This is a genomic window from Gilvimarinus xylanilyticus, assembly GCF_024195295.1.
Taxonomy (GTDB): Bacteria; Pseudomonadota; Gammaproteobacteria; order Pseudomonadales; family Cellvibrionaceae; genus Gilvimarinus; species Gilvimarinus xylanilyticus.
The window spans coordinates 15,555-40,653 of record NZ_JAMFTH010000001.1; the positions used below are offsets into that span (position 1 = coordinate 15,555).

Below are 25,099 nucleotides of genomic sequence, written 5' to 3' on the forward strand. Positions count from 1 at the left end.
TTCGCGCCCCTTTGCGCTAATTCAGAATCCCCCTATGATCTTTGCCGAACTTGGCCTTTCCCCCGAAATTCAACAAGCCGTTGCCGAACAGGGCTATGACACCCCGACGCCCATTCAGGCCCAGGCGATTCCCGCCGTATTAAAAGGTCAGGATGTGATGGCCGCCGCCCAGACGGGTACCGGTAAAACCGCCGGGTTTACCTTGCCTATGCTCGAGCGCTTGTGCCAGAGCGCGGGTGGAAACCGCCCGCCGGGCAATCAGGTGCGGGCCCTGGTGTTGACTCCAACGCGCGAACTGGCGGCGCAGGTGGGGGACAACGTGGCTCAGTACAGCCGCTATGTGCCGATTAAGTCCACGGTGGTGTTTGGTGGGGTAAAGATTAACCCGCAAATGATGCGTTTGCGCGGTGGTGTCGATATTCTGGTGGCCACCCCGGGCCGTTTGCTGGATTTGTATCAGCAGGGTGCGGTTAAGTTTGATGCGCTGGAGATTCTGGTGCTGGATGAAGCCGATCGTATGCTGGATATGGGCTTTATTCACGACATCCGCAAAATCATGGCGCTGATGCCTAGCAAGCGGCAAAACCTGATGTTCTCGGCTACCTTCAGCCCCGAGATTCGCCAGCTGGCCAAGACCATTGTGCGCGACCCGGTGGAGATTACGGTTAACCCCCCCAACAGCACCGCGACCCGCGTAAAGCAGTGGATCTATCCGGTAGACAAAAAAGAAAAAACCAGTTTGTTGATTGAACTGATTAAAATCAACAACTGGCACCAGGTATTGGTGTTTTCCCGCACCAAGCACGGTGCTAACAAATTGGTGAAGCAACTGGATGCCGCTGGTTTAAAGGCTGCAGCGATTCACGGCAATAAAAGTCAGGGGGCCCGCACCCGCGCGCTGGCCGATTTTAAAGCCAATAAAGTGCGTATTCTGGTGGCCACGGATATTGCCGCACGCGGCGTGGATATTGACCAGCTGCCCCAGGTGGTGAACTTTGATTTACCGCAGGTTGCGGAAGATTATGTACACAGAATTGGTCGCACCGGTCGCGCCGGCGCCGAAGGCGCTGCTGTGTCACTGGTAAGTGCTGACGAGTTCGATATGCTCAGTGAAATTGAGCGGTTGATTAAAACCATCTTGCCGCGTGAGTTTATCGTCGGTTTCGAGCCGCAGCATGCGTTGCCCGAATCCAGCTTGGAGAAACGTGGCGCGCGCAATAATCGCTCACGCAGTGGTAACCCGCGCAATAAAAAACCATCTGGCAATAAGCCTAAAAAACCATCACAAGGACGCAACAGGAGCGCGGACTCGAATAAGCCAGAGACCAAAAGCGGTGATGGTAAACCTGCGGCCAAAAAAAGCTTTTGGCAAAAAAAGAAAGCAGGCAATGGTGGCGGAAAAGTAAAGCCTTTTGCTCGTCAAGGTGGGGAAGGAAAGAATAACCAGTGAACGCTGAATAAAAATACCAGGAGAACGGGTGATGGGGAATGGGTAACGTAAGCTCGCTCGTTCCCCGTCACCCATTCACCACATTATTCCGTTTACCTCTTAATTACAGCTGCCACTAAAGCAGTCATCGGTGTGGCCAAAGCCAATCACTCCACTGCAGTGCATGGTTTCGGAATAAGAACCACCGCCGCATTCACCATTGGCGTAAGTCGACGTGTTGTACTCCATATCTTCCGCCTGGCGGTTTTCGCCGTTAACTGTGACATAATCAAGAATCACATCACGACCCGAGGCGTCGTTATCGTATTCGACATTCACATCGCCGTAGGCGCTGCCATTATAAGTATAGTTTTGGAAGCTGGTGCTTAAGGTCCAATCGGCTACGGTCGCTCCACCGACGCGCAAATTAATGTGTTCACTGCCACTTACGCCCCGCGCTCTGACGGTGATGCTTTCACCTCCACCGCCATTGTTTCCGCCGCCACTTGAACCCAAGGTGATATTGGAATTACCGCTGCTCTGATAGCCTTCGGTAGCCATCACCATATAATCGTGATTACCCAGATTTAAGCCGTGGCTGGCCCAGGCGTCGAAGTGATTGCCTGTAGTGATGGTGCCACCAGTGCGTTTTTGCTGGCGAACACTCCAGTATTGATAAAAAGTCGCTGTCCCCTGAATAGAGGGTTGATTGACTCTTTGGGTGCGATAAATATCGTAGGTGCCACCATCGGAGTACACGGTGCCATAGTAGGTGCCGCTTTCGCCGGGACGATAGGTACCCCAGTTATCGACAATGTAATACTCAACCAGAGGGCTCGTAGTCCAGCCATAGAGGGTAAGGTAGCCATTGCCCGAAGGATTAAAGGTGCCGGAGTAGTTGACGGTACGGCGTCCGCCGGGGTTCCAGCCTTTACCGCCTACCCAGTTGCCTGTGTTGCTCCACTGTGATGAGTAGTTGCCGCCGGAACCAAGCGTCATTGATACTGTGCCTGGTGCGTCAGTCCAAAACGAATAGTAGTAACCATTGTGCGTGCCGGTTTGATTACTGGTTAGCGTCTGTGCTTGAGCGCCGCTGGTAAAACATAGCGCTGTCGTGGCTGCGACGAGCGTAGCGAGCTTTTTAGCCTGTGCAAAGGTTTTTGTTGATGCTCTCATTATTGTCATGGTTATTCTCCAGATAGGTGCCTTAACCAATACCGCTTATAGAGGCAAGGCGTGGGCTTTATCTGCGATACATCGAGCAGAGCTGATAACACTTAACCGACTACTTATAAGATTTATCTGATTAAGTGGCTTGCACCTTAGGTGGGAATACCAATGTTGTCAATGAGACTATATGCTTTTGGTCGAAATAACCATATGACACCGCTGTCAATGCAGGGCAGATCACATTTGCGGGCGGACGTTTCAGATGGATAATGCTAGACACGTGACAGTGTAATCGGTTGCAATTAGGTTCGACTCGAATACACTGGCCGTCACGACAATAAAAAAATTCACGACAAGGAACGATATAGCATGGATAAGTTTGCCTCAACGCCACCCGATCAAACCCGCTTACCGATTAGTGTTCGCGCCTTTTTTGCTTTCTATTTTTTCTTCATTATTCTATGGCTGCCCGTTTTGATGCTTGCGGAATGGACACTGGACCAGTGGCAGCTAACAGAATCGGCAGATGAAATAGTGTCAAGTATAGGCTTCTATCTCGCCATGCTGGGGGCACTGTTATATACCCCAGGTTCAGCAAAGGTTGTTTGGCGTAAAGCGTATGACTGGCCGTCTAAGTGCGTTTGGCCCGGTGCGCTTATTCTCACCTTGCTTTGTGTGGCGATTACGCCGATTACCGTGTATTTGGTGTGGACGCCTATGAGTTATATCGCGCCCGATTTTTTTTACTGGTGGCTCACGTTTGATACGGATTTTTTGGGAGTAAATGAACAAGGAAAAGTCGGCTGGGTGGCTTTATGCGCTATGTTTGTTGCCGTTGTTATTTTGGCTCCGCTGTTTGAGGAATGGGTGTTTCGCGGCGTTATTTTGCATCGTTGGTGTGGGAAATATGGCGTGGTTAAGGCAGCGGTTTTTTCCTCGCTTTTATTTGCCGTATTGCACATCCATCTGGATATTGTCGGTGCCTTTTTCTTTGCGCTGATCATGAGCTTTTTGTACCTAAAAACCCACACCCTCTGGGTTCCGGTTGTTTGTCACAGCATCAACAACGGCATCGCCTTTGTATGGAGCTATACCGACTACCGCTTGTATGGTATCTACGACTATACGCCTGAGATGTTTCGTGCCGAGGCGGTGCAAGTGCTCTACGCGATTCCTTTACTGATTTTATTGGCAGTGGCTTACCGGCGGTGGCCGCTGCCGCCGGGAACTCTGGGGTTCCCACGTATTATTGTGGCCACGCCCACTACTGACGAACCGGCGCGTCAGAATGAACTGGCTAAATCCTAGCATTCCCAGCTAGGCGGCTGAGCAAAAAAATTCGCGGCAAAGTCGATAAACGCCCGCACTTTACTGGCGAGGAATTTGCGGTGGGCGTAAACCGCGTAAAGCCCCAAGGGCTCGGGTTCGTGTGCGGGTAAAATTATTTTTAGCTGCTTGTTCGCGATGGCCGGGCCGGCAATAAACGTGGGTTGAATAATAATGCCGGCTCCGGCAATGGCGGCCTGAAGTAACACATCGCCATTGTTGCAGGTAAAGCCCGTTGTGGTGGTAGCCGCCACATTGAGGGCCTGGTGAACCTCATTGTCGCTGTTATCCATATAGCTGTAGCGCAAATAGCGATGCCCCTTTAAATCGTCCAAGGTTTTGGGGGTGCCTTGTTGCTTAAGATACAGGGGCGCTGCGCAGGTGACGATGCGAATAGGCGCGAGCGGTTTGGCGATTAAGGATGAGCTTTTCAATTTGCCGATACGCAGCGCGATATCGAAGCCTTCTTCAACAATATCGACCTTGCTGTCGTCCAGGCGAAGGTCAATCCCCACCGCCGGATGCTCGCGCTGAAAAGCCTGTAACAGCCCCGGCAGGTGACTGGTGCCGAATGACACCGGCGCGGATATTCGCAGAACCCCCCGGGCACTGCGCCGGTAATCGCCCAGCTGATTTTCCAACTCGTCCAGCTCTTCCAATAGCTGCATTGCCCGCGCTTGGTAACGGCTGCCCGCTTCGGTGGGGTGGACCCGCCGGGTGGTGCGATTGAGCAGTCGCAGCCCCAAGTGCTCTTCCAGCTGAGAGACGTATTTGCTGACCAGCTGCGGCGACATCGATAGCCTATCGGCGGCTTTAGTAAAGCTGCCTTCAGCGACAACGGCGACAAAGGTTCGCATGGCATCCAGTCGGTCCAAAGGGAAACTCCTTAAACGTAAAACTCAATTATCAATGATTTGTTGATAATTAAGCAATGCTGGCCTGCTTACTCTGTAATTTGTTGCGTATTACAGTGACCCCAAGCTGACGAGACAGCTCAATTAATCACTGTATGAGGATAGATACGATGAAAAAGGCAAATCTTGAAATACTCTTAGCGTCCCACGCCGGTTTTGGAGCCTTAGCGCTGCGAGTGCCTGTGGGCATTATTCTGGCCGCCCATGGGGCACAAAAGTTATTCGGTTGGTTCGGCGGTTACGGATTAGAGGGCACAGGACAGTGGATGGCAAGCATTGGACTAAGCCCCGGTTATCTGATGGCCGCGCTGGCCGGTAGCGCCGAGTTTTTTGGTGGCCTGGCCCTGGTGCTTGGTTTATTGACTCGACCCGCTGCCCTGGTATCGGCATTTACCATGCTGGTGGCTATCGTCACGGTGCACTTGGGTAATGGCCTGTTTATGAGCAACAACGGCTATGAGTTTGCGCTTAGTCTGCTTGCAGCGACTACCGCATCGGTGTTCTTAGGGGGCGGGCGCCTTGCCTTGGATGGGGCGCTGTTAGCGCAGCTGCGTAAGCCTGCGGCCTCAAAGCTTGCCGCGCTGGTATAGCCAGTAGATGTCATAGTTTACAGGAGAACGGATTATGTTGATAAACGGACAGTGGGCGCAAGATTGGCAGCCGGTACAGGCTAAAGACGACGAGGGCCGCTTTATTCGCCAGACATCCACCTTTCGCCATTGGGTTACCCCGGATGGTCGCGCGGGGCCGACGGGAGATCCAGGCTTTAAGGCCGAGGCCGGGCGTTACCACCTGTATGTAGCTTATATTTGCCCCTGGGCCTCGCGCACGCTGATGGCTCTGCAGTTAAAGGGTTTGGCCGAGTTGATCTCGGTGTCAGTGGTTAATCCGCGGTTAACGTCCGAGGGGTGGCGCTTCGGGGGCTTTCCCGGTGCAGACGAGGATCCACATTGGGGCGCCAAATATATGCACCAAATTTACACCCATGCTGATAGCCGATTCACGGGGCGAGCTACCGTCCCCGTTTTATGGGATAAAAAAATGCAGACCATTGTAAATAATGAGTCGGCGGATATTCTACGCATGCTAAATACGGCCTTTTGTTCGCTCACCGATACCGGTCCGGATCTCTACCCGCCCGCATTGGCTGGTGACATTGATGCGCTTAACCAGCGTCTTTATGCGGGACTTAACAATGGTGTTTACCAGGCGGGATTTGCCAGTAGTCAACAGGCCTATAACGAGGCCTACCAGCAGGTGTTTGCGACACTAGACGAATTGGAAAACCGTTTAAGCGATGGGCGCCATTACCTATTTGGTGGCGCTATAACTGAAGCGGATATTCGCCTGTTCGTAACCCTAGTTCGGTTCGATGCGGCCTATCATGGCTTGTTTAAATGCAACCGTAATACTCTGGCATCAATGCCGGGGTTGCACGCCTATATGCACCGTATTTGGCAGCTGCCGGGAGTGGCCGCCACGGTTCATTTGGACCATATCAAGGCGGGTTATTATTCGGTGAAATCGCTCAATCCCTCGGGCATCGTTCCTTTAGGCCCGGAGGTATTTTAATGGCCAAACAGCCCCATGTTGCGTTTATCTCTCACGGCGGTGGGCCTCTGCCGTTGCTCGGAGACGTAGCTCACGCGCAGCTGGTCACCTATCTGCAAAAGCTGTCGCGCGAGCTACCCAAACCCCGCGCGATTTTGGTGATTAGCGCCCACTGGGAGGCGCCGGTTTTTACCGTTAGTAGCGGCGCCTTGCCCGGTTTGGCGTATGACTATTATGGTTTTCCCGCCGCGGCTTACCAGATTCGGTATCCCTGCGCGGGGGAGCCATCGCTGGCGCATCAAGTCGCCGATGCGCTGCAGGCCTTTGGACTTGAGGTGGCGCTCGATGATGAGCGCCGCCTGGATCACGGCGTGTTTGTACCGCTCAAAATCATGTACCCGAATGCAAACATCCCGGTGGTTCAGTTATCGCTTAAGCAGGGATTGGATACCGCTGCGCACCTTGCACTGGGAGAGGCTTTGCAGGGGCTCAATTATGACGGGTTATTAGTCTTGGGTTCGGGCTTTAGCTTTCATAATATGCGCGAATTTTTCAATTCAGATCCGGAGGCGGAGCAGAAAAACCGGGCGTTTGCAGATTGGTTAAAACAGGTGTGCACTAACACTCAGTTAACCGCGCGCGAGCGTCAAGAACAGTGGCTGCAGTGGCAACAAGCGCCCCAGGCCCGTTTTTGTCATCCGCGCGAAGAACACTTGCTGCCGCTGTTATCCTGTACGGCGCTGGCCGGTCGCGCGGCGGACCGTTATAGTGAGGTTAGCATTCTCAATAAAACGGCTGCCATGCTGGAGTGGCACGTGCCCTAAACAAGGAGTGGTAGTGAAATATTGGGTGGAAGCTTTACTGGGAGGTCTGTTGCTAATCGGCGTAGGCTATGCCTGCTATGTGACTTATTGGCAGGCGCCAGCTGATACGGCGGTTGCAAATGCTGCGACTCAAGTCGCGCATCGACCTGCGAGCAAGATGGCCACTCGCTCGTTGACCTCTAGCAATTCTCTGCCGGCGAATACTTCCGAGTCCTCATCGTCTCGAGCGAGTCGCGCGAGCTTAGATAAATGGTTTTTGCTACTGCAAGAATACGCAGAAGAAAACCCCGATTGGCTTGCCCGAGTAGAGGCCTATGAGCGCAGTCGGGGACGATTTTCCGATGCTGAGTACGACGCTTACGCGCACTACGATCCTCCCACCCTCGAAGCCATGCTAGAAGGGGGCGACATGCTGGCCGGCCAGGTGTTGGCCAAACGTGCAAAGAGTGCCGGGCGCCAAGATGTTGCCCGTCATTATTGGCATGCGGCCGCGGTGCTCGGCTCGGAACGCGCCTTGCGGGCGATGTCTTCGATACACTTTGAGAGTTATCAGCAAGCGCGTCATCGCGATGATGTCGATATCGCTCACCAGAACAAACTGGACTACTTTATAATGCAAAATATTCTGGCACGGCGCGGTGATAACACCCCTTTGCCTGAACAGGTTGTGCAAGAGCTGGATCTTACCTTAACAGCTAGCGAGCATAAATTGGTGCAAGAGCGCGCGCAGAATTATTACCAGTTGTTATTAAGTCAGCGCGCCGCGCGAGGATTGGGCGAGTTTGACCCGCCCCAGGACTTTACTCCCCCTCCGCTTAAAGGTTGGGCGCCGTTACCTTCCAGTCGGGAAAACAACCGATGAAAATATGGGTCGATGCCGACGCCTGCCCCGTAGTAATTCGCGAGATTATATTTCGCGCCTCTCAACGCACTAAAGTGCCGGTTACGTTGGTTGCCAATCAGTTTATGAAAACGCCTCCCTCGCCTTTTATTACCTCTGTCCAGGTATCGGCGGGTTTTGATGTTGCCGATAATGAGATTGTGCAGCGCTGCGCGGCGGGCGATTTAGTCATTACCAGCGATATTCCCCTGGCGGCCGAGGTGATAGAAAAGGGCGCCCAGGCGCTTAGCCCGCGCGGGGAGTTGTTTACCGCTGCCAATATTAAACCGCGTTTAAATATGCGCGATTTTCTGGAAACTATGCGATCCAGTGGCATCCAAACTTCGGGCCCGCCACCACTCAGTCAGGGGGATCGGCAGCAGTTTGCCAACCACCTGGACCGCTGGTTGAGTAAATCCCGGTAAACATTATTCGTGTTTTCCGGAAGGCTTGCTATGCTTTTAAAACCCCAATTATTAAAGGCGTTACCGTGATGATGCAACCGGATTCCAACACCCGCTACGGCACCGTTAGCCGTTTATTTCACTGGTCAATGGCGCTGTTAATTTTATGGCAGTTTGTCGGCGTATTGGCGCGGGTACTGGCCGAGGACTCAGCGGTGGAAAAGTTTTTCTGGTCTACCCACAAACCCCTGGGGGTGGTTTTGCTGGTATTGGCCCTGGTGCGCCTTATCTGGACGCTAGCGAATTTGCGGCGTCGCCCGCGCGAATTAAATTGGGCATCGGCCCTCGGGCATATGGGGCTTTATGGTTTGCTGGTGGCTATCCCGGCACTGGGGTTGTTGCGTCAGTATGGCTCGGGGCGCACCTTTGATGTTTGGGGGTTACCCTTATTTACAGGTTTTGAGGGGCGCATCGACTGGATGGTAGAGCCCGGTAATTTACTGCACGGCAATTTCGGTTGGATTTTACTGGCGGCCGTGGCGGGGCATATATTTATGGTGTTTTGGCATCGTCGCGGTGACAAGGGCCAGAATGTATTGCCGCGAATGTGGGGGTGAGGCCATTGGCGTTTTTGGGCTGCCCGAGAAAACTTGACTCTGAATGCATGGGGTATTATATATAAAGTTCGGTTTTATATTTGATGTAGGTAAAGAGCAGTACACATCGACCTAAAGAAAGATAATAACGAGGTTAATCAACATGTTACGTTTTTTTCTCACTCTGGTACTGACGGCCTATGGTGCATTTTGTGTCGCTCAGGATAGCCCCAACCCCAACTTTGTGTACTTTACCCAGGGAAAAACACCGGGTAATTGGCAGTGGATTCTCTCAGACCCGGGTAACTGGTGGATGCCCATAGATGACTCGGGGGGTAGCAGTGCCAATGGCAAAATCACCCTCAGCAACGCCGGGGATGAGGACTTCCCCGGTGCCGTCAAGCTCAAGTGGAAGCGCTCTGATGATTGGGGGGCGGCGACTATTAGCGGCGGACAGGTGGATCTGGCAAAGTTTGAACAGGCCGCTGAAATTGCTATTGCTATGCGCGTAATGTCCAAAGTGCCTTCGGTGGTGAATGTGAAAATGGCCTGTGGTGAGGGGTGTGAGGCCGAGGTGAATGTGGCCGAGAACTTAAAGCAAATGCCCCGGGGGCAGTGGATGGCTTTGCCCCTCGCACTGGACTGTTTTACGGCCAATGGCCTGGATTTAAGCAAACTAAACTGGCCGTTTGCCATAGGTACCTCGGGCCAGTTAGAGCTGGATATCGTCGAGATTAGTCTGGCGCCTCTCGCCGAGGGCGATGAAGGGTGTGTACCGAACGCTTAGTACACCCTAAAGTGTATTTTCCGAAAAGCTTTGGCAGGCTCTGCCAAAGCTTTTTTAATATTGATGGGTAGTGGCGGCGTTGCGGCGCCGATGGGGGAACCGATGAAAAAACAACTAATGGCCATTGCTGTGCTCAGTACTTTACCGGTACTGTCGTCCTATACGCTAGCCAATAGTCTGAGCAATAGTGACCAGCTGCGTTTGCAGGGACGGTTTTGGCCCGTCGCCTCAAGTGCGCTCGCGTTTACTTGGCCGGGCTCGGCCTTTGAATACCGTTTTAGCGGTACGCAAAGCAGTGTCAATTTACAGGTAAGTGAACGCATGCGGTTTTGGCTTGAGTTGGATGGCGAGGGGCGCGAGCTATGGGTAGAACCCGGGCAGAAGCACTATCAATTGGCTAAAGGGTTGCCCTTGGGGGAGCATCAGATTCGCGTGACGCGCTTGGCCGAATCCTTCACTGGCGTCGCGCAACTACAAGGCTTGCCCGATACCGATGGCCAGCTGCTTGCTGCGCCTGCAGCGCCGGAGCGTAAACTGCTGGTTATTGGCGATTCCATTACCGCCGGCTATGGCGTTGAAGGCGAGAGCAAAGACTGCTCTTATTCGCAGCAAACCAGTAATCCGCTTAAAGCCTACGCGGGGCTGAGCGCCTCCGAATTAAACGCCGATATTCACACCATCGCCTGGTCGGGTATAGGTGTATGGCGAAGTTATGGTGAAGAAGAGCCAAAGTCACCCACCATTGCCGAACGCCGTAAACTGATATTGGGCGATGACTTTGACACACCGTGGAATAGTGCCAATTATCAGCCCAACGCGGTTCTGATTAATATCGGTACCAACGATTTCTGGCAGGGCAGTGCGCCCGGCTACCCCCAGGCAATGGGCGAGATGCTGAGCGATGTGCGCAGCGATTACCCTGATACGCCTGTGTATTTTATTCTAAGCCCCATGCTTGGAGGGGAGGCTCGCGTTAAGCAAGCCGATGATTTAACGGGTCTTGCAGAAGACGAGGATGTGGATGTGTTGGACTTAGGTCGTATACAACCCGAGGATGGTTACGGCTGTGACTGGCATCCCAACGAGATTACTAACACTCGCATGGCTGATAAACTTGTGGATCGGTTGCGTACGGATTTGGGCTGGTAAACATTTGTCGATATTAAGGAGTGTGCAATGCTTGAAGTTACTTTAGACAGCGAGCATGTGCTTGCGGTACTGGAACCTCAGGGAGCACTGAGCGAAGCTGACTTTATATCCGCAGCGCGCATTATTGATCCTTTCATTGCTGAGCATGGCAAGCTAAATGGTATTGTTATATATACCGAGCACTTTCCCGGTTGGAACTCGCTTGCGGCATTGCTTTCACATTTACATTTTGTGCAAGATCACCACACAAAAATCAAGCGCGTGGCCCTAGTGACCCAGTCGCCGGTAGGTAAACTGCTGGAAACGTTTGCGCAACACTTTGTGGCGGCCGAGATTCACTGCTTTGGATATGCCGATTTAGCAGCGGCCAAAATCTGGGTATCGGCTCCGGGTCAAAATACGCATTAAATCATGGCATTAACACTTTCGCGAGGTAGACAGTGGATAAACAGTTGGAAACAGAAATCGAAGCGGCGGCGTTTCGTCGTTTGCTTGAGCATTTAGACGAGCGCAAAGATGTTCAGAATATCGATTTAATGGAGCTGGCGGGTTTTTGCCGCAACTGTCTGGGTAAGTGGTATCAGCAGGCCGCTGCCGAACGCGGCGTTGAATTAGATAAGGAGCAGGCGAGGGAAGTGATTTATAAAATGCCCTACGCCGAATGGAAAGAAAAATATCAGACGCCGCGCGACTGATGTTAAAGGTTACTGCACTTATCGCGGCGCTGGCGCTCAGTTTCAATGCCAGCGCCGCCGAACCGGTATCGCTGGAGGGTTTTAGCGATGCGATTCATCACTGGTATAACCGCACCGACAAGCTCGATGCTCCGCTGCACCTGCAAAGCGATACCCGCGCAATTGCCGATAATATTCTTCTTTACCAGCGCAATAATGGCGGTTGGCCCGAGAATACTCATCCGCAGCGGGTGTTAAGCGAGGCGGAAAAAGCCGAAATATTGGCCGCCAAAAACCAAAGCGACGCCAGTTTTGATAACCGCAATATCTATCCGCAAATCACTTATCTGTCCCACGCTTTCCAGCGTAGTGGCGATACCCAATACCGCACAGCGGCGCTGGCAGGGTTAGACTTTGTTCTGAGTGCGCAATACCACAATGGCGGTTGGCCGCATTCGCCGGACCGGCCGGATCGCGCCTATGGCGATTACATTACCTTTGCCGACGAGGTAATGCCGGGTGTGCTTAGCTTTTTACGCCAGGTGCAAAGCGGAGAGTTTCCCTTTGATTATATTCCGGCGCACAAGCGCACAGAGGCCACGCAGGCGATTGCCAAAGGCGATCGGTTGATTCTTCAGCTGCAGGTAAAGGTCGATGGTGCGCCCAGCATCTGGGCGGGACAATACCACGAGCAAACCCTGCAACCAGTGGCGGCGCGCAGTTACGAATTACCGGCGCTGCAAACCTGGGAAAGTGTTGCGGTGGTGGAGTATTTAATGTCGATTCCCAAGCCCTCCTCCGAGGTTGTCAGCGCGGTCGATCACGCGGTCAGCTGGTTTCGCGACAATAAAATCCCCGGCGTGCGGGTTGAAGAGTTTGCCATAGAGCCTGAGAGGTTTGAGTATCACACCGCCCGCATTGACAGACGCCTGGTGAAAGATGCATCGGCCCCAGGCCTGTGGGCCAGGTTTTACGATTTAACAACCAGCGAGCCGTTTTTCACCAATCGCGATGGTTCGCGGGTCGAAGCCTTGCAAGATGTAGCGCTGGAGCGTCGCAGTGGTTATCACTGGTACGGCACCTGGCCTTCGAGACTTCTTACCACTGATTACCCGCGCTGGAAAGCAACCAAGGTAAACGCTGGCGGGCCTTAACGAATATTTAATAAACACAGAGGCCTTCCAGTTTTAAAGTCTGGCACACTATTACCGATAACTAAGGAGCCTCTGATTAAGTCCCCAGTGGTTTCTGGCTTACAGAGCTTTTCGAGATCAAGGCGGCGAACTAAAAGCGGGCTGACTGCCCGGTGAGGTGAGCCAACACAGAGATCGGAAAGCTCTGAAAGCCCCGAAGGGCGCGGCCAAAACGTCCATCCGCTGTGTTGCCTATACGGATGTAGGTAAGGGCCGTGAGCAGGACGCGGAAGGCTTGCACTTCTTGCCAAGGACTATGGCCATTGCCTGCGAAGCGCGCCAAGGGCAATGGATTGCCCGAATGCCGGAAAGGCAGGAGCATTTTCGGCGAAGGAGTGAACGTTCTGACTCGCGCAGAGACCGCTGGGGACTTGATCAGAGGCTCCATATAACGCTTAATTCGGAGTGCCAATACCTGTGTTACGTCAATTCTCTATTGCTCAACGCCTACTGGCGGCCGCTGTTTTGGTGCTTTGCGTGGTGCTGGGGCTTATCGGTCTGTTCTCGGTGAGTTACCACAAAAGCTTGCTGGAGGCGCGCCAAGTCAAAACTCAGCACCTAATTGAGGCCGCTATGGGGGTTTTGGAGCACTATCAGAGGTTGGAGCGCTCTGGCGAGCTGACCCGCGATCAGGCCCAATCTCGCGCTATCGCGGCCATAGACGGCTTGCGTTACGGTAGCAATGATTATTTCTGGATTCAGAATCGCCAGGTGGAAATGGTTCACCACCCGTTCAGTCAACAGTTAAATGGCACCAGTATCGCCGATTTAGCCGATCCCAATGGGGTGCGTCTGTTCAGCGAAATGGAGCGCCAAGTGACCCGTCAGGGTGAGGGGTTTGTCAATTACGCCTGGCCTAAGCCAGGTTTTGATGAGCCCGTTCCTAAGGTCTCTTATGTCAAAGCTTTTGCTCCCTGGGGGTGGGTCTTGGGGTCGGGTATTTACATTGACGATGTCGAGCAAGTTTTCTGGCAAACCATGCGGCTGCCGCTTAGCTTGGCGGTGCTGGGGGTATTGGTACTAGCGGCGTTCATTTATTTGATTGCTCGCAGTATTACCCTGCCCATGCGCGGTGCGGTGGCGGCGCTTGAGGATATCGCCAGCGGTGATGGGGATCTGACTCATCGTTTGAACGCTACCGGACGCGATGAGTTGGCGAGTCTGGGCGCTGCCTTTAATCAGTTTTGCGATAAGCTCAGCGGCGTCATCGCCAATGTGCACAGGCTGGTCGAGCAAAATCGGGATGTAGTCGCCACGGTTAAAGGTACCATGGGGCAGGCCAATGGCGTTTATCAGAAACAAAAAACCGAGCTGGACACCGTGGCGACCGCTATCGAGCAAATGAGTGTCACCTCGCAAGAGGTCGCTCAACGCATCGGCGATGCCGCCGCTGCCGCGCAAAGCTCCAGCGAGCAGTCCGCCAGCGGTCAGCAAACGGCGGTACAGACGCGTCAGTCAATGGACGCTTTGGCCACAGATATCGCCGGCACTCAGGCGGCAATCGCGCGCCTGGACGAGGAGTCCGGCCGTATTCGAACGGTTTTGGATGTGATTCGCGCGGTGGCAGAGCAAACCAACTTGTTGGCGTTAAACGCGGCTATTGAGGCGGCGCGCGCAGGCGAGCAGGGGCGCGGCTTTGCCGTGGTGGCCGATGAGGTGCGCACCCTGGCCAGTCGCGCCCAGGATTCCGCGGATGAAATTCAAACCATGATAGACGCTCTGTTGGAGAGCACCTCAGCCGCCGTCCAGTCGATGCAGGCCAGCCACGATCGCTCTGAAGCCTTGGGTGAGCGTGTGCGTTCGGTCGAGCAGATACTGCAAGAGATCAACAGCGCGGCAGGTACGATTACCGACATGACACATCACGTTGCCTCGGCCGCCGAAGAGCAATCGCAAACCACCCATTCCGTGGCGCAAAGCCTGTCCCACCTAAACCGTTATGGCGATGAAGTGGTTAACAGTTTGGATCGCACCGAGGTGAATACCCGCATTCTCGCCGACACCAGTGCCGAGCTGGAGGCAGTGATGAAGCAGTTTAGAGTTTAGAAGTGATGGAGGGCGGGGAATGGTTACCGGATGACGAGGAACGTATAATGTTTGTATCCCGTATCCCGTATCCCGTATCCCGGCCAAAAAAAAGGGGAGCAAAGCTCCCCGAAGTTAGACAAGTTTGTTGCGTAACATCATGCAACTCCAGGGCTTGTCTGTCCCCGGAGAACGCTCGCTACTCGATAGATTCCACCAAAACGCTCTGGTAGCTATCGAGCTCGGCTGGGTCCACTTGGGGCCAGCCGTTTTGCCATCGGATAGGCAAAATCTTTAATTTCTGCAGGCCGTTGTCGGCCGCTTCATAGGCGTGGAAGACTAAGTAGTCTTCACCCTCGAAGGTGTAGGCGCTGTTGTGCCCCAGCCCCGGCCAATCCTCGTTCCCTTTTAAGATTACCGTGGCGCCGCCCTGGGACAGGTCGCGACCGTCTTTATCCAGATAAGGACCCGTGACCGACTCGCTGCGGCCTACGGCCAAGTGGTAGGTGCTCTCGGCGCCGCGGCAGCATTTTCCTAAGGAAATAAATTGATAGTAGTAATCGCCGTGCTGGAAGATAAACGGCGCTTCCAGTTCGGTAGGGCCTGCCTCGTGGGCGGGCACATCGGCGGGGCGGGTGCCAGCGGCAATGCTGTACCATTGTTCGGGCTCGGCCGGGCCGGACCAATCCTCGTTTAACTTAAACATCTTGTGGCCGCTCCAGAAGGAGCCAAACGCCATCCAGCCGGTGCCGTCTTCGTCTTCAATAACGGCGGGGTCAATGGCGTTCCAGTTATCGCGGTTGGGTACTGACTGCACTACAATGCCTTGATCTTCCCAGCCGTAATCGGGCGAGTTGGGGTCAAGGGTTTCGGTGATGGTTAAACCGATGGCCGACGTATTTTTACCAAAAGCGGATACCGAATAGTACAAATGGTATTGGCCGTCTTTTTCCACCACATCCGGCGCCCACAGATGGCCGCCAAACTCCGCCGCTACGTCTTTGGCCCAAGTGGGCTCGGTGGCAAAAGCGCGGCCTTGATGCTCCCAGTGCACTCGGTCTTTGGAGCGATAAATGGTAATCCCGGGGCCGGTGCTAAACAGATAGTAGTAGCCGTCTTCGGTGGCCATTACCGGGTCGTGAATGCTTACTTGCTGGCCCAGGCGGTCAAATTCGGGCTTGGCGTTAGTGCAGCTGGCGGTTAGCAGGGCGCTGAAAATCAGGCCGGTAGTCAGTTTAAGTTTGCTCATCAGACACTCTTATGTTCTATCGTTGTTTACGCTTCTTTGCAGTGTGTGGCTCTGCCTTGTGGGTAATTTGATCCCTGCGCGCTTGTACCAATTATTGTATTATAATAATATTCAATTGCAAGCGGGTTACAACCCGTCACCCAATAATAGTTGCTAACAAGGGATCTCTATGGCTTTGCATACGCCACTGAAAATATTGCTGTGCGTCTTATTCCTGCTGGGGGCCACTTTTGCGGGGGGCGAGCCTAGCTATAATAATCCTATTGTCGAGCAGCGCGCCGACCCCTGGGTACACCGCCACAGCGACGGCTACTACTATTTTATCGGCACCGTGCCGGAATTTAACCGTTTGGTATTGCGCCGCGCCAAAACCATTAATGGCTTGTCTCAGGCCGATGAAAAAACCATTTGGCAGCCTACCGAGCAAAGCAGCATTGGTATTAATATCTGGGCACCGGAGCTTCACTATATCGATGAGCAGTGGATAATTTATTTTGCCGGTGCGCCGGTGGAAGAGCCCTGGAGGATTCGCATGCACGCCCTAACCACCAGCGATGCCAATCCGTTACAGGCCGAGTGGAGTAAACCCATTCCCATGCACACCCCTTGGGATGATTTCTCGCTGGATGCCACCAGCTTTGCGCACAATGGCAAGCGCTACTTAATTTGGGCGCAGAAAGACCGCGAACAAAAATACAACTCGGCCCTGTACATGGCTGAGTTGGAAACCCCGGTAAAAATTAAAGAGCCCGTCATTATGCTCACCGAGCCCACCCTGGATTGGGAAGTGGTGGGTTATAAAGTGAATGAAGGCGCGGCGGTGATTAAGAAGAACGGCCGTATTTTCGTCACTTATTCAGCCAGCGCCACCGATCACAATTACGCTATGGGCCTGTTGTGGGCCGATGAAAATGCCGATTTAATGGACCCGGAGTCTTGGCACAAACTGTCCGAGCCGGTGTTTTATAGCAACGAAGCGCTCAAGCGTTATGGCCCTGGCCACAATGGCTTTACCGTTGCTGAGGATGGTAAGACGGATGTCTTGATTTACCACGCTCGTGATTACAAAGAACTAAAAGGCACGCCCTTAACAGATCCAAACCGCGATGCCCGCGCACGTGCCATTAAGTGGGACGAGCAGGGGTTTCCGGTATTTGGCCAATCCAATAACGACTAACCTAAAAAGGAAGAGACATTATGTTTGATATCAGTGTAGATGATTTTGGCGCCCTCCCCGACGGCCGTGAAGCCCAGCTGTACACCCTGACCAACGAGCAGGGCATGAGCGTAAAAATTACCAACTACGGCGGTATTATCACCGAGCTGTGGGCGCCGGATAAAAACGGCACCTCCGCCGATGTGGTATTGGGCTTTGATAAATTAGAAGATTACTTAGACGGATCGCCTTACTTTGGCGCTCTGATTGGCCGGGTTGGCAACCGCATTGACGGCGGTAAATTTACCCTCGACGGTAAGATTTATCAGCTGGCTAAAAATGAAAATGACACCAGCCACTTACATGGCGGTAATGTGGGTTTTGATAAAGTCTTGTGGGACGCCGAAACCGAAGTGACCGAAGACGGTGCCGAGCTGCATTTAGAATACGTGAGCGCCGACGGTGAAGAGGGCTACCCAGGTGAGCTGACCGTTAATGTCACCTACCGCTTAACCGCCGATAACGAGCTTTACACCGACTACAAAGCCACGACCACCAAGGCAACCCCGGTTAATTTGACCCAGCACAGCTACTTTAATTTGGCGGGCAAAGGCAGTGTTGAAGATCAGCTAATGATGATCAACGCCGACAAGTACACGCCGATCAATGATGTTCTTATTCCGACCGGAAAGCTGGCTGATGTCGCTGGCACCCCCTTTGATCTTGGCGAACCTAAAGCCATTGGCGCTGAGGTAAACGCAGACCACCCGCAGTTGAAAATTGCCGGCGGTTACGATCATAACTATGTCTTGAACAAACCCCAAGAAGGCGAAATGTCTCTCGCCGCTGAAGTTGTTGACCCGCAGTCTGGCCGGGTTTTACAAGTGCACACCACTGAGCCTGGCATTCAGTTTTACTCGGGTAACTTCCTGGATGGCACTTTAACCGGTAAGGGTGGCGAAGTGTACGAGAAGCACGCAGGCTTCTGCCTGGAGCCCCAACATTTCCCCGACTCTCCTAACCAGAGCAATTTTAAAAGCATTATTTTGCAACCGGGCGATGTTTATTCATCGACCATGACCTTTAGCTTTTCGGTGTCTAAGTAACAAAAAAAGGGGGGGGAATCCCCCCTCGCTAATAATAAAAAGGAGAGCACATGAGATTCCACTACCTTGCCTTATTGGCGTTAGCCGGTTGCGGCGGAGAACCAGAACACCGCCTCACCAGCCCCGACGGAGATTTGGTGTTAACCCTGAACGAAGGTGAGCGAGGCCGTATTGAATACGCCTTAAGCCATAACAACCGTACAGTGTTGGAGCCTTCGCCCCTGGGGTTGGTGTTAAACGATGCCCGGTTTGATACCAATTTAGCCCTTGCCGATGCCGGGGATGTAAACGAAGTAACTGATAGCTACACCATGGCCCATGGCAAGCAGCGCAACATTAGCTACGATGCCAACGAGCAGGTATTTACCGTTAGAAACGCCGAGGGTGATTTGCTTGAGGTGGCATTTCGCTTGTCCGACGACGGTCTGGCATTCCAGTACCGAATTCCCAACGACACTGGTAAAAGCCGCAGTCTTAACCGCGAGTTGACTGGTTTTGATTTTTCCTCCGACAGCAAAGCATGGTTGCAGCCAGTGGCGGTGGCACAGACTGGTTTTGCCAACACCAATCCTTCTTACGAAGAGCATTACCAGATGAATATTCCGGCTGGCACCGCCAGCCCCACCGAGGCGGGCTGGGTATTCCCATCGCTATTCCATACCGGTAACGACTGGGTGTTGATTACCGAGGCGGGAATGGACGGACGCTTTAACGCCTCGCGCTTGGCGCAACAATCTCCAGAGGGTGAATATCGTATTGGCAAACCCATGGAGGCCGAGGTGGTGACCAACGGCGCTTTGATGGCCAATGCCGAAAGTGCGTTCTCTTCGCCCTGGCGTATTGTCACCGTGGGTGATTTGGCTACCGTAACAGAATCCACCTTGGGTACCGATTTGGCCGCCCCCGCCGTTGCCGAAATGGATTGGGTAACGCCCGGTTTGTCCGCCTGGAGTTGGGCGCTATTAAAAGACGAGTCGGTCAACGTCAAAACCACTCGCGAGTTTATCGATTACGCCGCGCAAATGAATTGGCCGTATGTGCTGATTGACGTGAACTGGGATCAGAACTTTGGCTGGGAAAAGCTCGCCGAGCTGGTGGAGTACGCTAAGCCCAAAGGTGTGGGCTTACTTGTGTGGTACAACTCCTCCGGCGACTGGAATGTCACCGAGTACACGCCCAAAAGCAAACTGTTTGAGCGCGAGTCGCGCCTGCAACAGTTTGCCCGTTTGCAAGAGATTGGTATTAAGGGTGTAAAAATTGATTTCTTTCCCGGTGATGGTCAGTCGGTCATGCAGTATTACAACGACTTGGTCAGCGATGCGGCGGCGCACCAGTTGATGGTGAACTATCACGGTTCCTCTTTGCCGCGCGGTTTGCACCGCACCTATCCCAATATGATGACCATGGAGTCGGTCAATGGGTTTGAGATGATTACCTTTACCCAGGAAACGGCAGATAAAGCGCCCAGCCATATGGCCATGCTGCCCTTTACCCGCAATGTGTTTGACCCCATGGATTTCACTCCGACCACCTTCGATGAAATTCCCAATATCGAAAGACGCACCAGCAATGGCTTTGAGTTGGCGCTGCCGGTGTTGTTTACCAGTGGTATTCAGCATATCGCGGAAACGCCACAGGGCATGGCCAAGGTGCCGGAATACATTCGCGAATACCTGCGCGACATTCCAACGTTGTGGGATGAAACCCGACTGCTCAGCGGTATGCCCGGCGAGCACGCGGTGATTGCCAGAAGACGCGGCAGCGATTGGTTTATTGCCGGTATTAACGGTACCGATAGCGAAAAAAGTCTGAACCTTGATTTGTCGTTTATCGATAAAGCCAGTGGCCAGTTAATTACCGACGGCGACACAGATCGCTCTTTCCGTCAAAGCGAGGTCGTGAACCAAGATGATTTCGCGATTACGCTGCGCCCGCGCGGTGGGTTTGTCATTAATTTCTAAATATTAATATCAACAATGAGGTAGTTATGAAAAATTGGAAAAAACTTACCGGCGTGTGCGCCCTGGCAGCGGCTGTGGCTGCTTGCGCGCAAACCGATAAAGTGACCACCAGCGAGCAAGAGCAGACTCTGCCCGAGGGTTACTTTACCAACCCGCTGTTTGCCAATGGTGCCGACCCCTGGTTGGAATATTGGGACGGCAACTACTACCTCACTACCACTACCTGGACCTCGCAGTTGGTGATGCGCAAATCGCCCACCTTGGCCGGTTTGTCTGAAGCGGCGCCGATCAATGTATGGTCCGATACCGATCCGGCGCGCAGCTGGAATTTTTGGGCGTTTGAATTTCACCGTTTAAATGGCCCCAACGGCTGGCGCTGGTATTTGATGTATACCTCGGGCGTCGAAGGTACTCTGGATTACCAGCACCTGTCAGTCCTGGAAAGCGCCGGTGACGACCCCATGGGCCCTTACGAGTACAAAGGCCACTTTATGCCCGATGAGTGGAACATCGACGGTACCTACTTAGAGCACGATGGCAAACTTTACCTGTTGTACTCTCAGTGGCAGGGCGATGAACAGCTCAACCTGATCACCGAAATGGAAAACCCCTGGACCCTGAAAGAGGGATCACCCAAAGTTGTGATTACGCGCCCCACATTGGAGTGGGAAATCAGCGGGCGCAAGGTGACCGAGGGTGCAGAGATCCTGAAACACAAAGATCGCACTTTCCTGATTTACTCGGCGAGCTACTGCGATACCCCCGATTACAAACTGGGCATGAAAGAGTTGATTGGCGACGATCCGCTTAACCCCGATCACTGGAAACAGTATGACGAGCCTGTGTTCCAGCGCGGTAACGGCGTATTCGGCCCCGGCCACAACGGCTTCTTTGTCTCGCCCGATGGCACCCAGGACTGGATTGTTTACCACGGTAACTCCAAAGAAGAGTATGGCTGTGGTTCGACCCGCTCGGTGCGCGCACAGGAGTTTACCTGGACCGAAGAAGGGCTGCCCGATTTCGGCGTTCCCATCCCCGAAGGCGAGCCTGTGAAAATGCCTTCGGGTGAAAATGGCCCCATTAAAGTATCGGTACAGGGTGTGCAGCAGCAGTTGGTCAATCGCGACGGTCAGTGCCTGACCACCAGCGGTGGTAAAACCTCATTGGCCGCTTGCACAGGTGCCAATGCCAACTGGGTGTTGGACTCAACGGCCGATGGCGCCTACCGTCTGGCGCACGTCGAAACCGGTACTTTTATCGATCAGAACCAAGAGTCTAGTGCCTGGGTGAACACCGATACCCAGCGCTGGAGCGTCACCACTGATGAAAATGGCTGGTTGAACATCACCAACCGCGAAACCGGTGCGACTCTGGGTGGCGATAACAGCCAATGGCGCTTGGCGCCCCAGGGCGATGTGGCCGTAATGAGTGTTCAGAGCGGTAAAGCCCTGGCTGTGGATGGCGACAACGCCGTGCAGGATGCCTGGACCGGTGTTGACGCCCAACAGTGGCAGCTCAGTCACACCGAAGAGGGTTTTTATCAACTGCATCCGGCGCAAAACGCCGAACAGTGCCTGACCCTTGAGGGCAACCCCATTGTGCCCGGCGCCAATGCCGCACTGGGTAGCTGCGACGAGGTATGGTCTGAGTGGGTGGTCGAGCCACTGGGCGACGGCTCGGTACAGCTGCGCAACCGCCACAGCAGCCTGGCACTGAATGTGGACAGCTGCGGGTTGGCCAACGGAGCTAACCTGGCGCAGGCGCCCTGGCTGGATACTGATTGTCAGAAATTCCAGTTGCGCGAAAGTCGCTAAGAAATGCAAAGCCCGCACATTGTTGCGGGCTTTTTTGTATGATGGGTTTGTCATATAATAGTCATTATTACTATTAGGCCCTTGCGGTCGAGAGCTCATAATAAAACCAAGGAGTCACCATGAAATTAAAACGCCTGTTAGCGGTTAGCGTCCTGCTGGCCAGTCAACCATTACTCGCTAAAGATCATAAGGTTGAGATCGAATTTGACGCCGATAAAACCGGCCCCCTGATTCACAAAGACATCTACGGCCAGTTTGCCGAGCACTTGGGGCGCGGCATCTACGAAGGCGTTTGGGTGGGCGAAGATTCCGATATCCCCAATACCCGAGGCTTTCGCAACGATGTTTTAAACGCGTTGCGCGACATTAAAGTGCCTTTGGTGCGCTGGCCCGGCGGTTGTTTTGCCGATGAATATCACTGGCGTGAAGGTATAGGCCCTCGCGATGAACGCCCGGTAAAAGTAAACACCCACTGGGGCGGAGTGGAAGAACCCAACACTTTTGGTACCCACGAGTTTTTTGAGTTCGTCGAACTGTTAGGCGCCGATGCCTATGTTAACGGCAACCTGGGCAGCGGCAGCGTACAGGAAATGGCCGAGTGGATGGAATACATGACCGGCGAGAAAGGCTCTACCCTTGCCGAAGAGCGTCGCAAAAACGGCCGCGAAGAACCCTTTGAAATTGCCTACTTTGGTGTGGGCAATGAGGCTTGGGGGTGCGGCGGCAATATGCGCCCTGAGTATTACGCCGACTTGTATCGTCAGTACTCCACTTTCTTAAAAGCCCCCAGCGGCAAAATGCCCAAGCTGGTGGCCAGTGGTGGTCACAGTGAAGACACAAGCTGGACCGATGTGCTGAGCAAAAACATCGAACAGAAAATTGATGGTATTAGCTATCACTACTACACCCTGCCCAATAGCGATTGGGATAACAAAGGTCGCGCCATTCAGTTCAGTGAAGACGAGTGGTTTAATACCATGGCGCGTACCTACAAAATTGATGATTACATCAGTGCCAACTTAGCCAAGCTGGAAGAGAACGACCCAGACGGAGATATTAAATTCTACGTGGACGAGTGGGGCACTTGGTATGACCCAGAGCCAGAACGCGACCCGGGCTTTTTGTACCAGCAGAACACCCTGCGTGATGCGGTGGTGGCGGCGGTGAATTTTAATATTTTCCACGACCACGCCGAGCGCGTCACCATGACCAATATCGCGCAAATGGTAAACGTGCTGCAGGCCATGATTCTCACCGATAAAGAGAAAATGGTTTTAACGCCCACTTACCATACCTACGGCATGTACAAAGTGTTCCAAAACGCCACGTCTATTCCGTTTGAAATTGACTCGCCCAAGTACCAAAAGGGCGATAAAAGTGTACCGGCGGTCACCGCATCGGTCGCCCGTGGTGAAAACGGAAAACTGTACCTGGCGCTGGTGAATATGGACCCTGAAAATGGTGCCGAGGTATCGCTGGATATCGATGGCGTCAAGGCCGAACGGGCGGTAGGGCAAATACTGACCGCCGAGGCGATGGACGCACGCAATACTTTCGACAACCCCGAAGCCTTGGAGCCAGTGGCGTTTGCAAGTGATCTGGATGAGCTGGAAATTCCGGCAAAATCTGTGGTGGTGGTTGAGCTGCAATAAGCAAAGGAGCCTCTGATCAAGTCCCCCAAGTTATTATCCGCTATAAAAAAGGGGCCGCAATAGCGGCCCCTCCCAACCAAAACGTATCGGCTTATCAAGATTTATCGGTTAGATAAAGCGACTTAAGGCGGGCAAGATCACTTGGGGAGACGTCCAGTTCCTTCTGGATATAAGCCATGGTTGAGCCGTGATTTTTTTCCAATTCATCGAACATTGCTTCAATAAACATGGGCTTAGAACCCATAAACACATTGCGCACTTCTTCGGGCATTTGCATAAAGCCTGAATGGGGAGCGTCTTGCTCTTGCGCCTTATCAATCTCTTCCTGGCTGTGGAAGGCTACCTTTTCTGTCAGCGCATAGTCAGTAATAACGGTATCGCGTGGAACGCCCAGTGCGGTTAGTACCAGCGCGGCCGCCATGCCGGCGCGATCTTTACCAGCCGAACAGTTAAAGGCCAAAGGCGCATTGCCCGCCACCAGCTCGGCAAACATTTGCTTGTATTGCTCTTTGTATGAGTAGGGGCCTTTGCGGTAGAAGCCGGCGAACATTTGTTCGGCATCTTCCTTGGTGCGGATAGAGGCAATATTCAGGGCGCCATCGCCAGACATCATTTCGCGCATGGAGTAATCGCGAGTCAGGTACTCGGCGCCATGGGTGAATGATTGCCATTGGGTGGGCTCGTGCTGGCGTTCTTCATTAGAGCGGAAGTCGCAGATTACCCGAATGCCCAAATCGTCCAAGTAGTCATAATCCGCATCGGTTAAACCATTCATGGTGCCGCTGCGGTACAGCTTGCCCCATTGTGTGTACTGGCCGTCTTCGGTTTGGTAGCCGCCCAGATCGCGGAAGTTATGCCCGCCCTGCAGGGGCAGCAAACGCTCGGCTACCCAGCGACCTTCGCCATTGTTGGGCGCCACATAGTAGTAATGGCGGGTGTCAAAATCGTCGTTAATGCGATAGCTGTTGCCGCTGATGTCGTCGGCAATTTTAACCATGTTTTGGATGTCGGGGCTGCTGGCCTGGTAAATGTCGACAGGTACCTGAGCGCCCTCAAAACCCCAGAACAGCAGTTGTGAGTCGGGGACAAATACACTGTCTTCGTTCACTAGCGACAGCGAGTTAAGGGTTCCGCCAGCCACTTGCTGTGTGTCTTGGTGGCTGCAGGCACTGAGTAAACTGGCGGATAAGCAGGCCGCCAGAAAAGTTTTGCCGGTAGTCATTTTCATCGTTATTTCCT

General features: G+C 53.4%; 22 protein-coding genes and 1 pseudogene. 19 read left to right on the forward strand and 4 right to left on the reverse strand.

The features are described 5' to 3' along the window. Positions 1-34: 34 nt before the first annotated feature. Entirely contained in the window at positions 35-1,450 is a 1,416-nt protein-coding gene (locus M6D89_RS00065) for a DEAD/DEAH box helicase (protein ID WP_253965987.1), read from the forward strand. 102 nt (positions 1,451-1,552) lie between these two features. Here the strand turns inward: M6D89_RS00065 and M6D89_RS00070 are convergent. Then, positions 1,553-2,605 (reverse strand): annotated as a pseudogene (locus M6D89_RS00070) (glycoside hydrolase family 11 protein); the annotation flags it as partial. Positions 2,606-2,968: 363 nt separating this feature from the next. Between M6D89_RS00070 and M6D89_RS00075 the strand changes: the two are divergent. Further along, positions 2,969-3,907: a CPBP family intramembrane glutamic endopeptidase gene (locus M6D89_RS00075; protein WP_253965988.1), complete on the forward strand. Its 939-nt coding sequence runs from the start codon at positions 2,969-2,971 to the stop codon at positions 3,905-3,907. Here the strand turns inward: M6D89_RS00075 and M6D89_RS00080 are convergent. Next, positions 3,904-4,800, reverse strand: a complete 897-nt coding sequence (locus tag M6D89_RS00080; RefSeq protein WP_253965989.1) for a LysR family transcriptional regulator — start codon at positions 4,798-4,800, stop codon at positions 3,904-3,906. The two genes, M6D89_RS00075 and M6D89_RS00080, sit on opposite strands and share 4 nt — an antisense overlap. Before the next feature lie 149 nt (positions 4,801-4,949). Between M6D89_RS00080 and M6D89_RS00085 the strand changes: the two genes are divergently transcribed. The 12 genes from M6D89_RS00085 (at position 4,950) to M6D89_RS00140 (ending at position 14,943) form a co-directional block, all read left to right on the forward strand. Beyond that, a complete protein-coding gene (locus M6D89_RS00085; protein ID WP_253965990.1) occupies positions 4,950-5,429 on the forward strand; it encodes a DoxX family protein in 480 nt (159 codons plus the stop codon). Positions 5,430-5,463: 34 nt separating this feature from the next. After that, complete coding sequence (locus M6D89_RS00090) at positions 5,464-6,411, forward strand: glutathione S-transferase family protein (RefSeq protein WP_253965991.1); 948 nt, start codon at positions 5,464-5,466, stop codon at positions 6,409-6,411. Then, positions 6,411-7,214: a DODA-type extradiol aromatic ring-opening family dioxygenase gene (locus tag M6D89_RS00095; RefSeq protein ID WP_253965992.1), complete on the forward strand. Its 804-nt coding sequence runs from the start codon at positions 6,411-6,413 to the stop codon at positions 7,212-7,214. Before M6D89_RS00090 ends, M6D89_RS00095 begins: the two co-directional genes overlap by 1 nt. Before the next feature lie 13 nt (positions 7,215-7,227). Further along, positions 7,228-8,076 carry a hypothetical protein gene (locus M6D89_RS00100; RefSeq protein ID WP_253965993.1) on the forward strand — a complete coding sequence of 283 codons (849 nt, stop codon included), beginning with the start codon at positions 7,228-7,230 and terminating at the stop codon, positions 8,074-8,076. After that, positions 8,073-8,519: a YaiI/YqxD family protein gene (locus M6D89_RS00105; protein ID WP_253965994.1), complete on the forward strand. Its 447-nt coding sequence runs from the start codon at positions 8,073-8,075 to the stop codon at positions 8,517-8,519. Before M6D89_RS00100 ends, M6D89_RS00105 begins: the two co-directional genes overlap by 4 nt. Before the next feature lie 68 nt (positions 8,520-8,587). Then, a complete protein-coding gene (locus tag M6D89_RS00110) occupies positions 8,588-9,115 on the forward strand; it encodes a cytochrome b (protein WP_253967672.1) in 528 nt (175 codons plus the stop codon). A 142-nt stretch (positions 9,116-9,257) separates the two neighbouring features. Then, complete coding sequence (locus tag M6D89_RS00115) at positions 9,258-9,881, forward strand: putative glycoside hydrolase (RefSeq protein WP_253965995.1); 624 nt, start codon at positions 9,258-9,260, stop codon at positions 9,879-9,881. 102 nt (positions 9,882-9,983) lie between these two features. Next, complete coding sequence (locus M6D89_RS00120) at positions 9,984-11,030, forward strand: SGNH/GDSL hydrolase family protein (RefSeq protein ID WP_253965996.1); 1,047 nt, start codon at positions 9,984-9,986, stop codon at positions 11,028-11,030. A gap of 27 nt (positions 11,031-11,057) precedes the next feature. Then, positions 11,058-11,438 carry a SpoIIAA family protein gene (locus M6D89_RS00125; RefSeq protein ID WP_253965997.1) on the forward strand — a complete coding sequence of 127 codons (381 nt, stop codon included), beginning with the start codon at positions 11,058-11,060 and terminating at the stop codon, positions 11,436-11,438. Positions 11,439-11,470: 32 nt separating this feature from the next. Next, positions 11,471-11,725 carry a DUF1244 domain-containing protein gene (locus tag M6D89_RS00130; RefSeq protein WP_253965998.1) on the forward strand — a complete coding sequence of 85 codons (255 nt, stop codon included), beginning with the start codon at positions 11,471-11,473 and terminating at the stop codon, positions 11,723-11,725. Beyond that, positions 11,725-12,858 carry a pectate lyase gene (gene pelA / locus M6D89_RS00135; protein ID WP_253965999.1) on the forward strand — a complete coding sequence of 378 codons (1,134 nt, stop codon included), beginning with the start codon at positions 11,725-11,727 and terminating at the stop codon, positions 12,856-12,858. Before M6D89_RS00130 ends, pelA begins: the two co-directional genes overlap by 1 nt. Before the next feature lie 456 nt (positions 12,859-13,314). Beyond that, complete coding sequence (locus tag M6D89_RS00140) at positions 13,315-14,943, forward strand: methyl-accepting chemotaxis protein (RefSeq protein WP_253966000.1); 1,629 nt, start codon at positions 13,315-13,317, stop codon at positions 14,941-14,943. Between the two features lie 178 nt (positions 14,944-15,121). On the opposite strand, the gene M6D89_RS00145 is transcribed toward M6D89_RS00140, so the two are convergent. Beyond that, positions 15,122-16,171 carry an arabinan endo-1,5-alpha-L-arabinosidase gene (locus M6D89_RS00145; protein ID WP_253966001.1) on the reverse strand — a complete coding sequence of 350 codons (1,050 nt, stop codon included), beginning with the start codon at positions 16,169-16,171 and terminating at the stop codon, positions 15,122-15,124. A 169-nt stretch (positions 16,172-16,340) separates the two neighbouring features. Here M6D89_RS00145 and M6D89_RS00150 point away from each other — a divergent pair, with 169 nt between their 5' ends. The 5 genes from M6D89_RS00150 (at position 16,341) to M6D89_RS00170 (ending at position 23,860) form a co-directional block, all read left to right on the forward strand. Continuing rightward, complete coding sequence (locus M6D89_RS00150; RefSeq protein ID WP_253966002.1) at positions 16,341-17,348, forward strand: glycoside hydrolase family 43 protein; 1,008 nt, start codon at positions 16,341-16,343, stop codon at positions 17,346-17,348. Positions 17,349-17,368: 20 nt separating this feature from the next. Beyond that, complete coding sequence (locus M6D89_RS00155) at positions 17,369-18,433, forward strand: aldose epimerase family protein (RefSeq protein WP_253966003.1); 1,065 nt, start codon at positions 17,369-17,371, stop codon at positions 18,431-18,433. Between the two features lie 50 nt (positions 18,434-18,483). Continuing rightward, positions 18,484-20,394, forward strand: coding sequence for a glycoside hydrolase family 97 protein (locus tag M6D89_RS00160; RefSeq protein WP_253966004.1), 1,911 nt, complete (start codon positions 18,484-18,486; stop codon positions 20,392-20,394). A gap of 26 nt (positions 20,395-20,420) precedes the next feature. Continuing rightward, positions 20,421-22,208, forward strand: coding sequence for a family 43 glycosylhydrolase (locus M6D89_RS00165; protein WP_253966005.1), 1,788 nt, complete (start codon positions 20,421-20,423; stop codon positions 22,206-22,208). Between the two features lie 119 nt (positions 22,209-22,327). Further along, positions 22,328-23,860 (forward strand): alpha-N-arabinofuranosidase, encoded by a 1,533-nt coding sequence (locus M6D89_RS00170; RefSeq protein WP_253966006.1) that lies wholly within the window; start codon positions 22,328-22,330, stop codon positions 23,858-23,860. Positions 23,861-23,954: 94 nt separating this feature from the next. Here the strand turns inward: M6D89_RS00170 and M6D89_RS00175 are convergent, their stop codons facing one another. Next, on the reverse strand, positions 23,955-25,088 hold the full coding sequence (locus M6D89_RS00175; RefSeq protein WP_253966007.1) for a tyrosine-protein phosphatase: 1,134 nt from the start codon (positions 25,086-25,088) through the stop codon (positions 23,955-23,957). Between the last annotated feature and the right edge of the window lie 11 nt (positions 25,089-25,099).

Bases quoted from the DNA above. Each gene is read 5' to 3' on its own strand.
- M6D89_RS00145 (WP_253966001.1), bottom strand. From the start codon at position 16,171: ATGAGCAAACTTAAACTGACTACCGGCCTGATTTTCAGCGCCCTGCTA.
- pelA (WP_253965999.1), top strand. From the start codon at position 11,725: ATGTTAAAGGTTACTGCACTTATCGCGGCGCTGGCGCTCAGTTTCAAT.
- M6D89_RS00095 (WP_253965992.1), top strand. From the start codon at position 6,411: ATGGCCAAACAGCCCCATGTTGCGTTTATCTCTCACGGCGGTGGGCCT.
- M6D89_RS00115 (WP_253965995.1), top strand. From the start codon at position 9,258: ATGTTACGTTTTTTTCTCACTCTGGTACTGACGGCCTATGGTGCATTT.
- M6D89_RS00165 (WP_253966005.1), top strand. From the start codon at position 20,421: ATGAAAAATTGGAAAAAACTTACCGGCGTGTGCGCCCTGGCAGCGGCT.
- M6D89_RS00150 (WP_253966002.1), top strand. From the start codon at position 16,341: ATGGCTTTGCATACGCCACTGAAAATATTGCTGTGCGTCTTATTCCTG.
- M6D89_RS00075 (WP_253965988.1), top strand. From the start codon at position 2,969: ATGGATAAGTTTGCCTCAACGCCACCCGATCAAACCCGCTTACCGATT.
- M6D89_RS00120 (WP_253965996.1), top strand. From the start codon at position 9,984: ATGAAAAAACAACTAATGGCCATTGCTGTGCTCAGTACTTTACCGGTA.
- M6D89_RS00160 (WP_253966004.1), top strand. From the start codon at position 18,484: ATGAGATTCCACTACCTTGCCTTATTGGCGTTAGCCGGTTGCGGCGGA.
- M6D89_RS00090 (WP_253965991.1), top strand. From the start codon at position 5,464: ATGTTGATAAACGGACAGTGGGCGCAAGATTGGCAGCCGGTACAGGCT.
- M6D89_RS00125 (WP_253965997.1), top strand. From the start codon at position 11,058: ATGCTTGAAGTTACTTTAGACAGCGAGCATGTGCTTGCGGTACTGGAA.
- M6D89_RS00110 (WP_253967672.1), top strand. From the start codon at position 8,588: ATGATGCAACCGGATTCCAACACCCGCTACGGCACCGTTAGCCGTTTA.
- M6D89_RS00155 (WP_253966003.1), top strand. From the start codon at position 17,369: ATGTTTGATATCAGTGTAGATGATTTTGGCGCCCTCCCCGACGGCCGT.
- M6D89_RS00170 (WP_253966006.1), top strand. From the start codon at position 22,328: ATGAAATTAAAACGCCTGTTAGCGGTTAGCGTCCTGCTGGCCAGTCAA.
- M6D89_RS00065 (WP_253965987.1), top strand. From the start codon at position 35: ATGATCTTTGCCGAACTTGGCCTTTCCCCCGAAATTCAACAAGCCGTT.
- M6D89_RS00175 (WP_253966007.1), bottom strand. From the start codon at position 25,088: ATGAAAATGACTACCGGCAAAACTTTTCTGGCGGCCTGCTTATCCGCC.
- M6D89_RS00085 (WP_253965990.1), top strand. From the start codon at position 4,950: ATGAAAAAGGCAAATCTTGAAATACTCTTAGCGTCCCACGCCGGTTTT.
- M6D89_RS00105 (WP_253965994.1), top strand. From the start codon at position 8,073: ATGAAAATATGGGTCGATGCCGACGCCTGCCCCGTAGTAATTCGCGAG.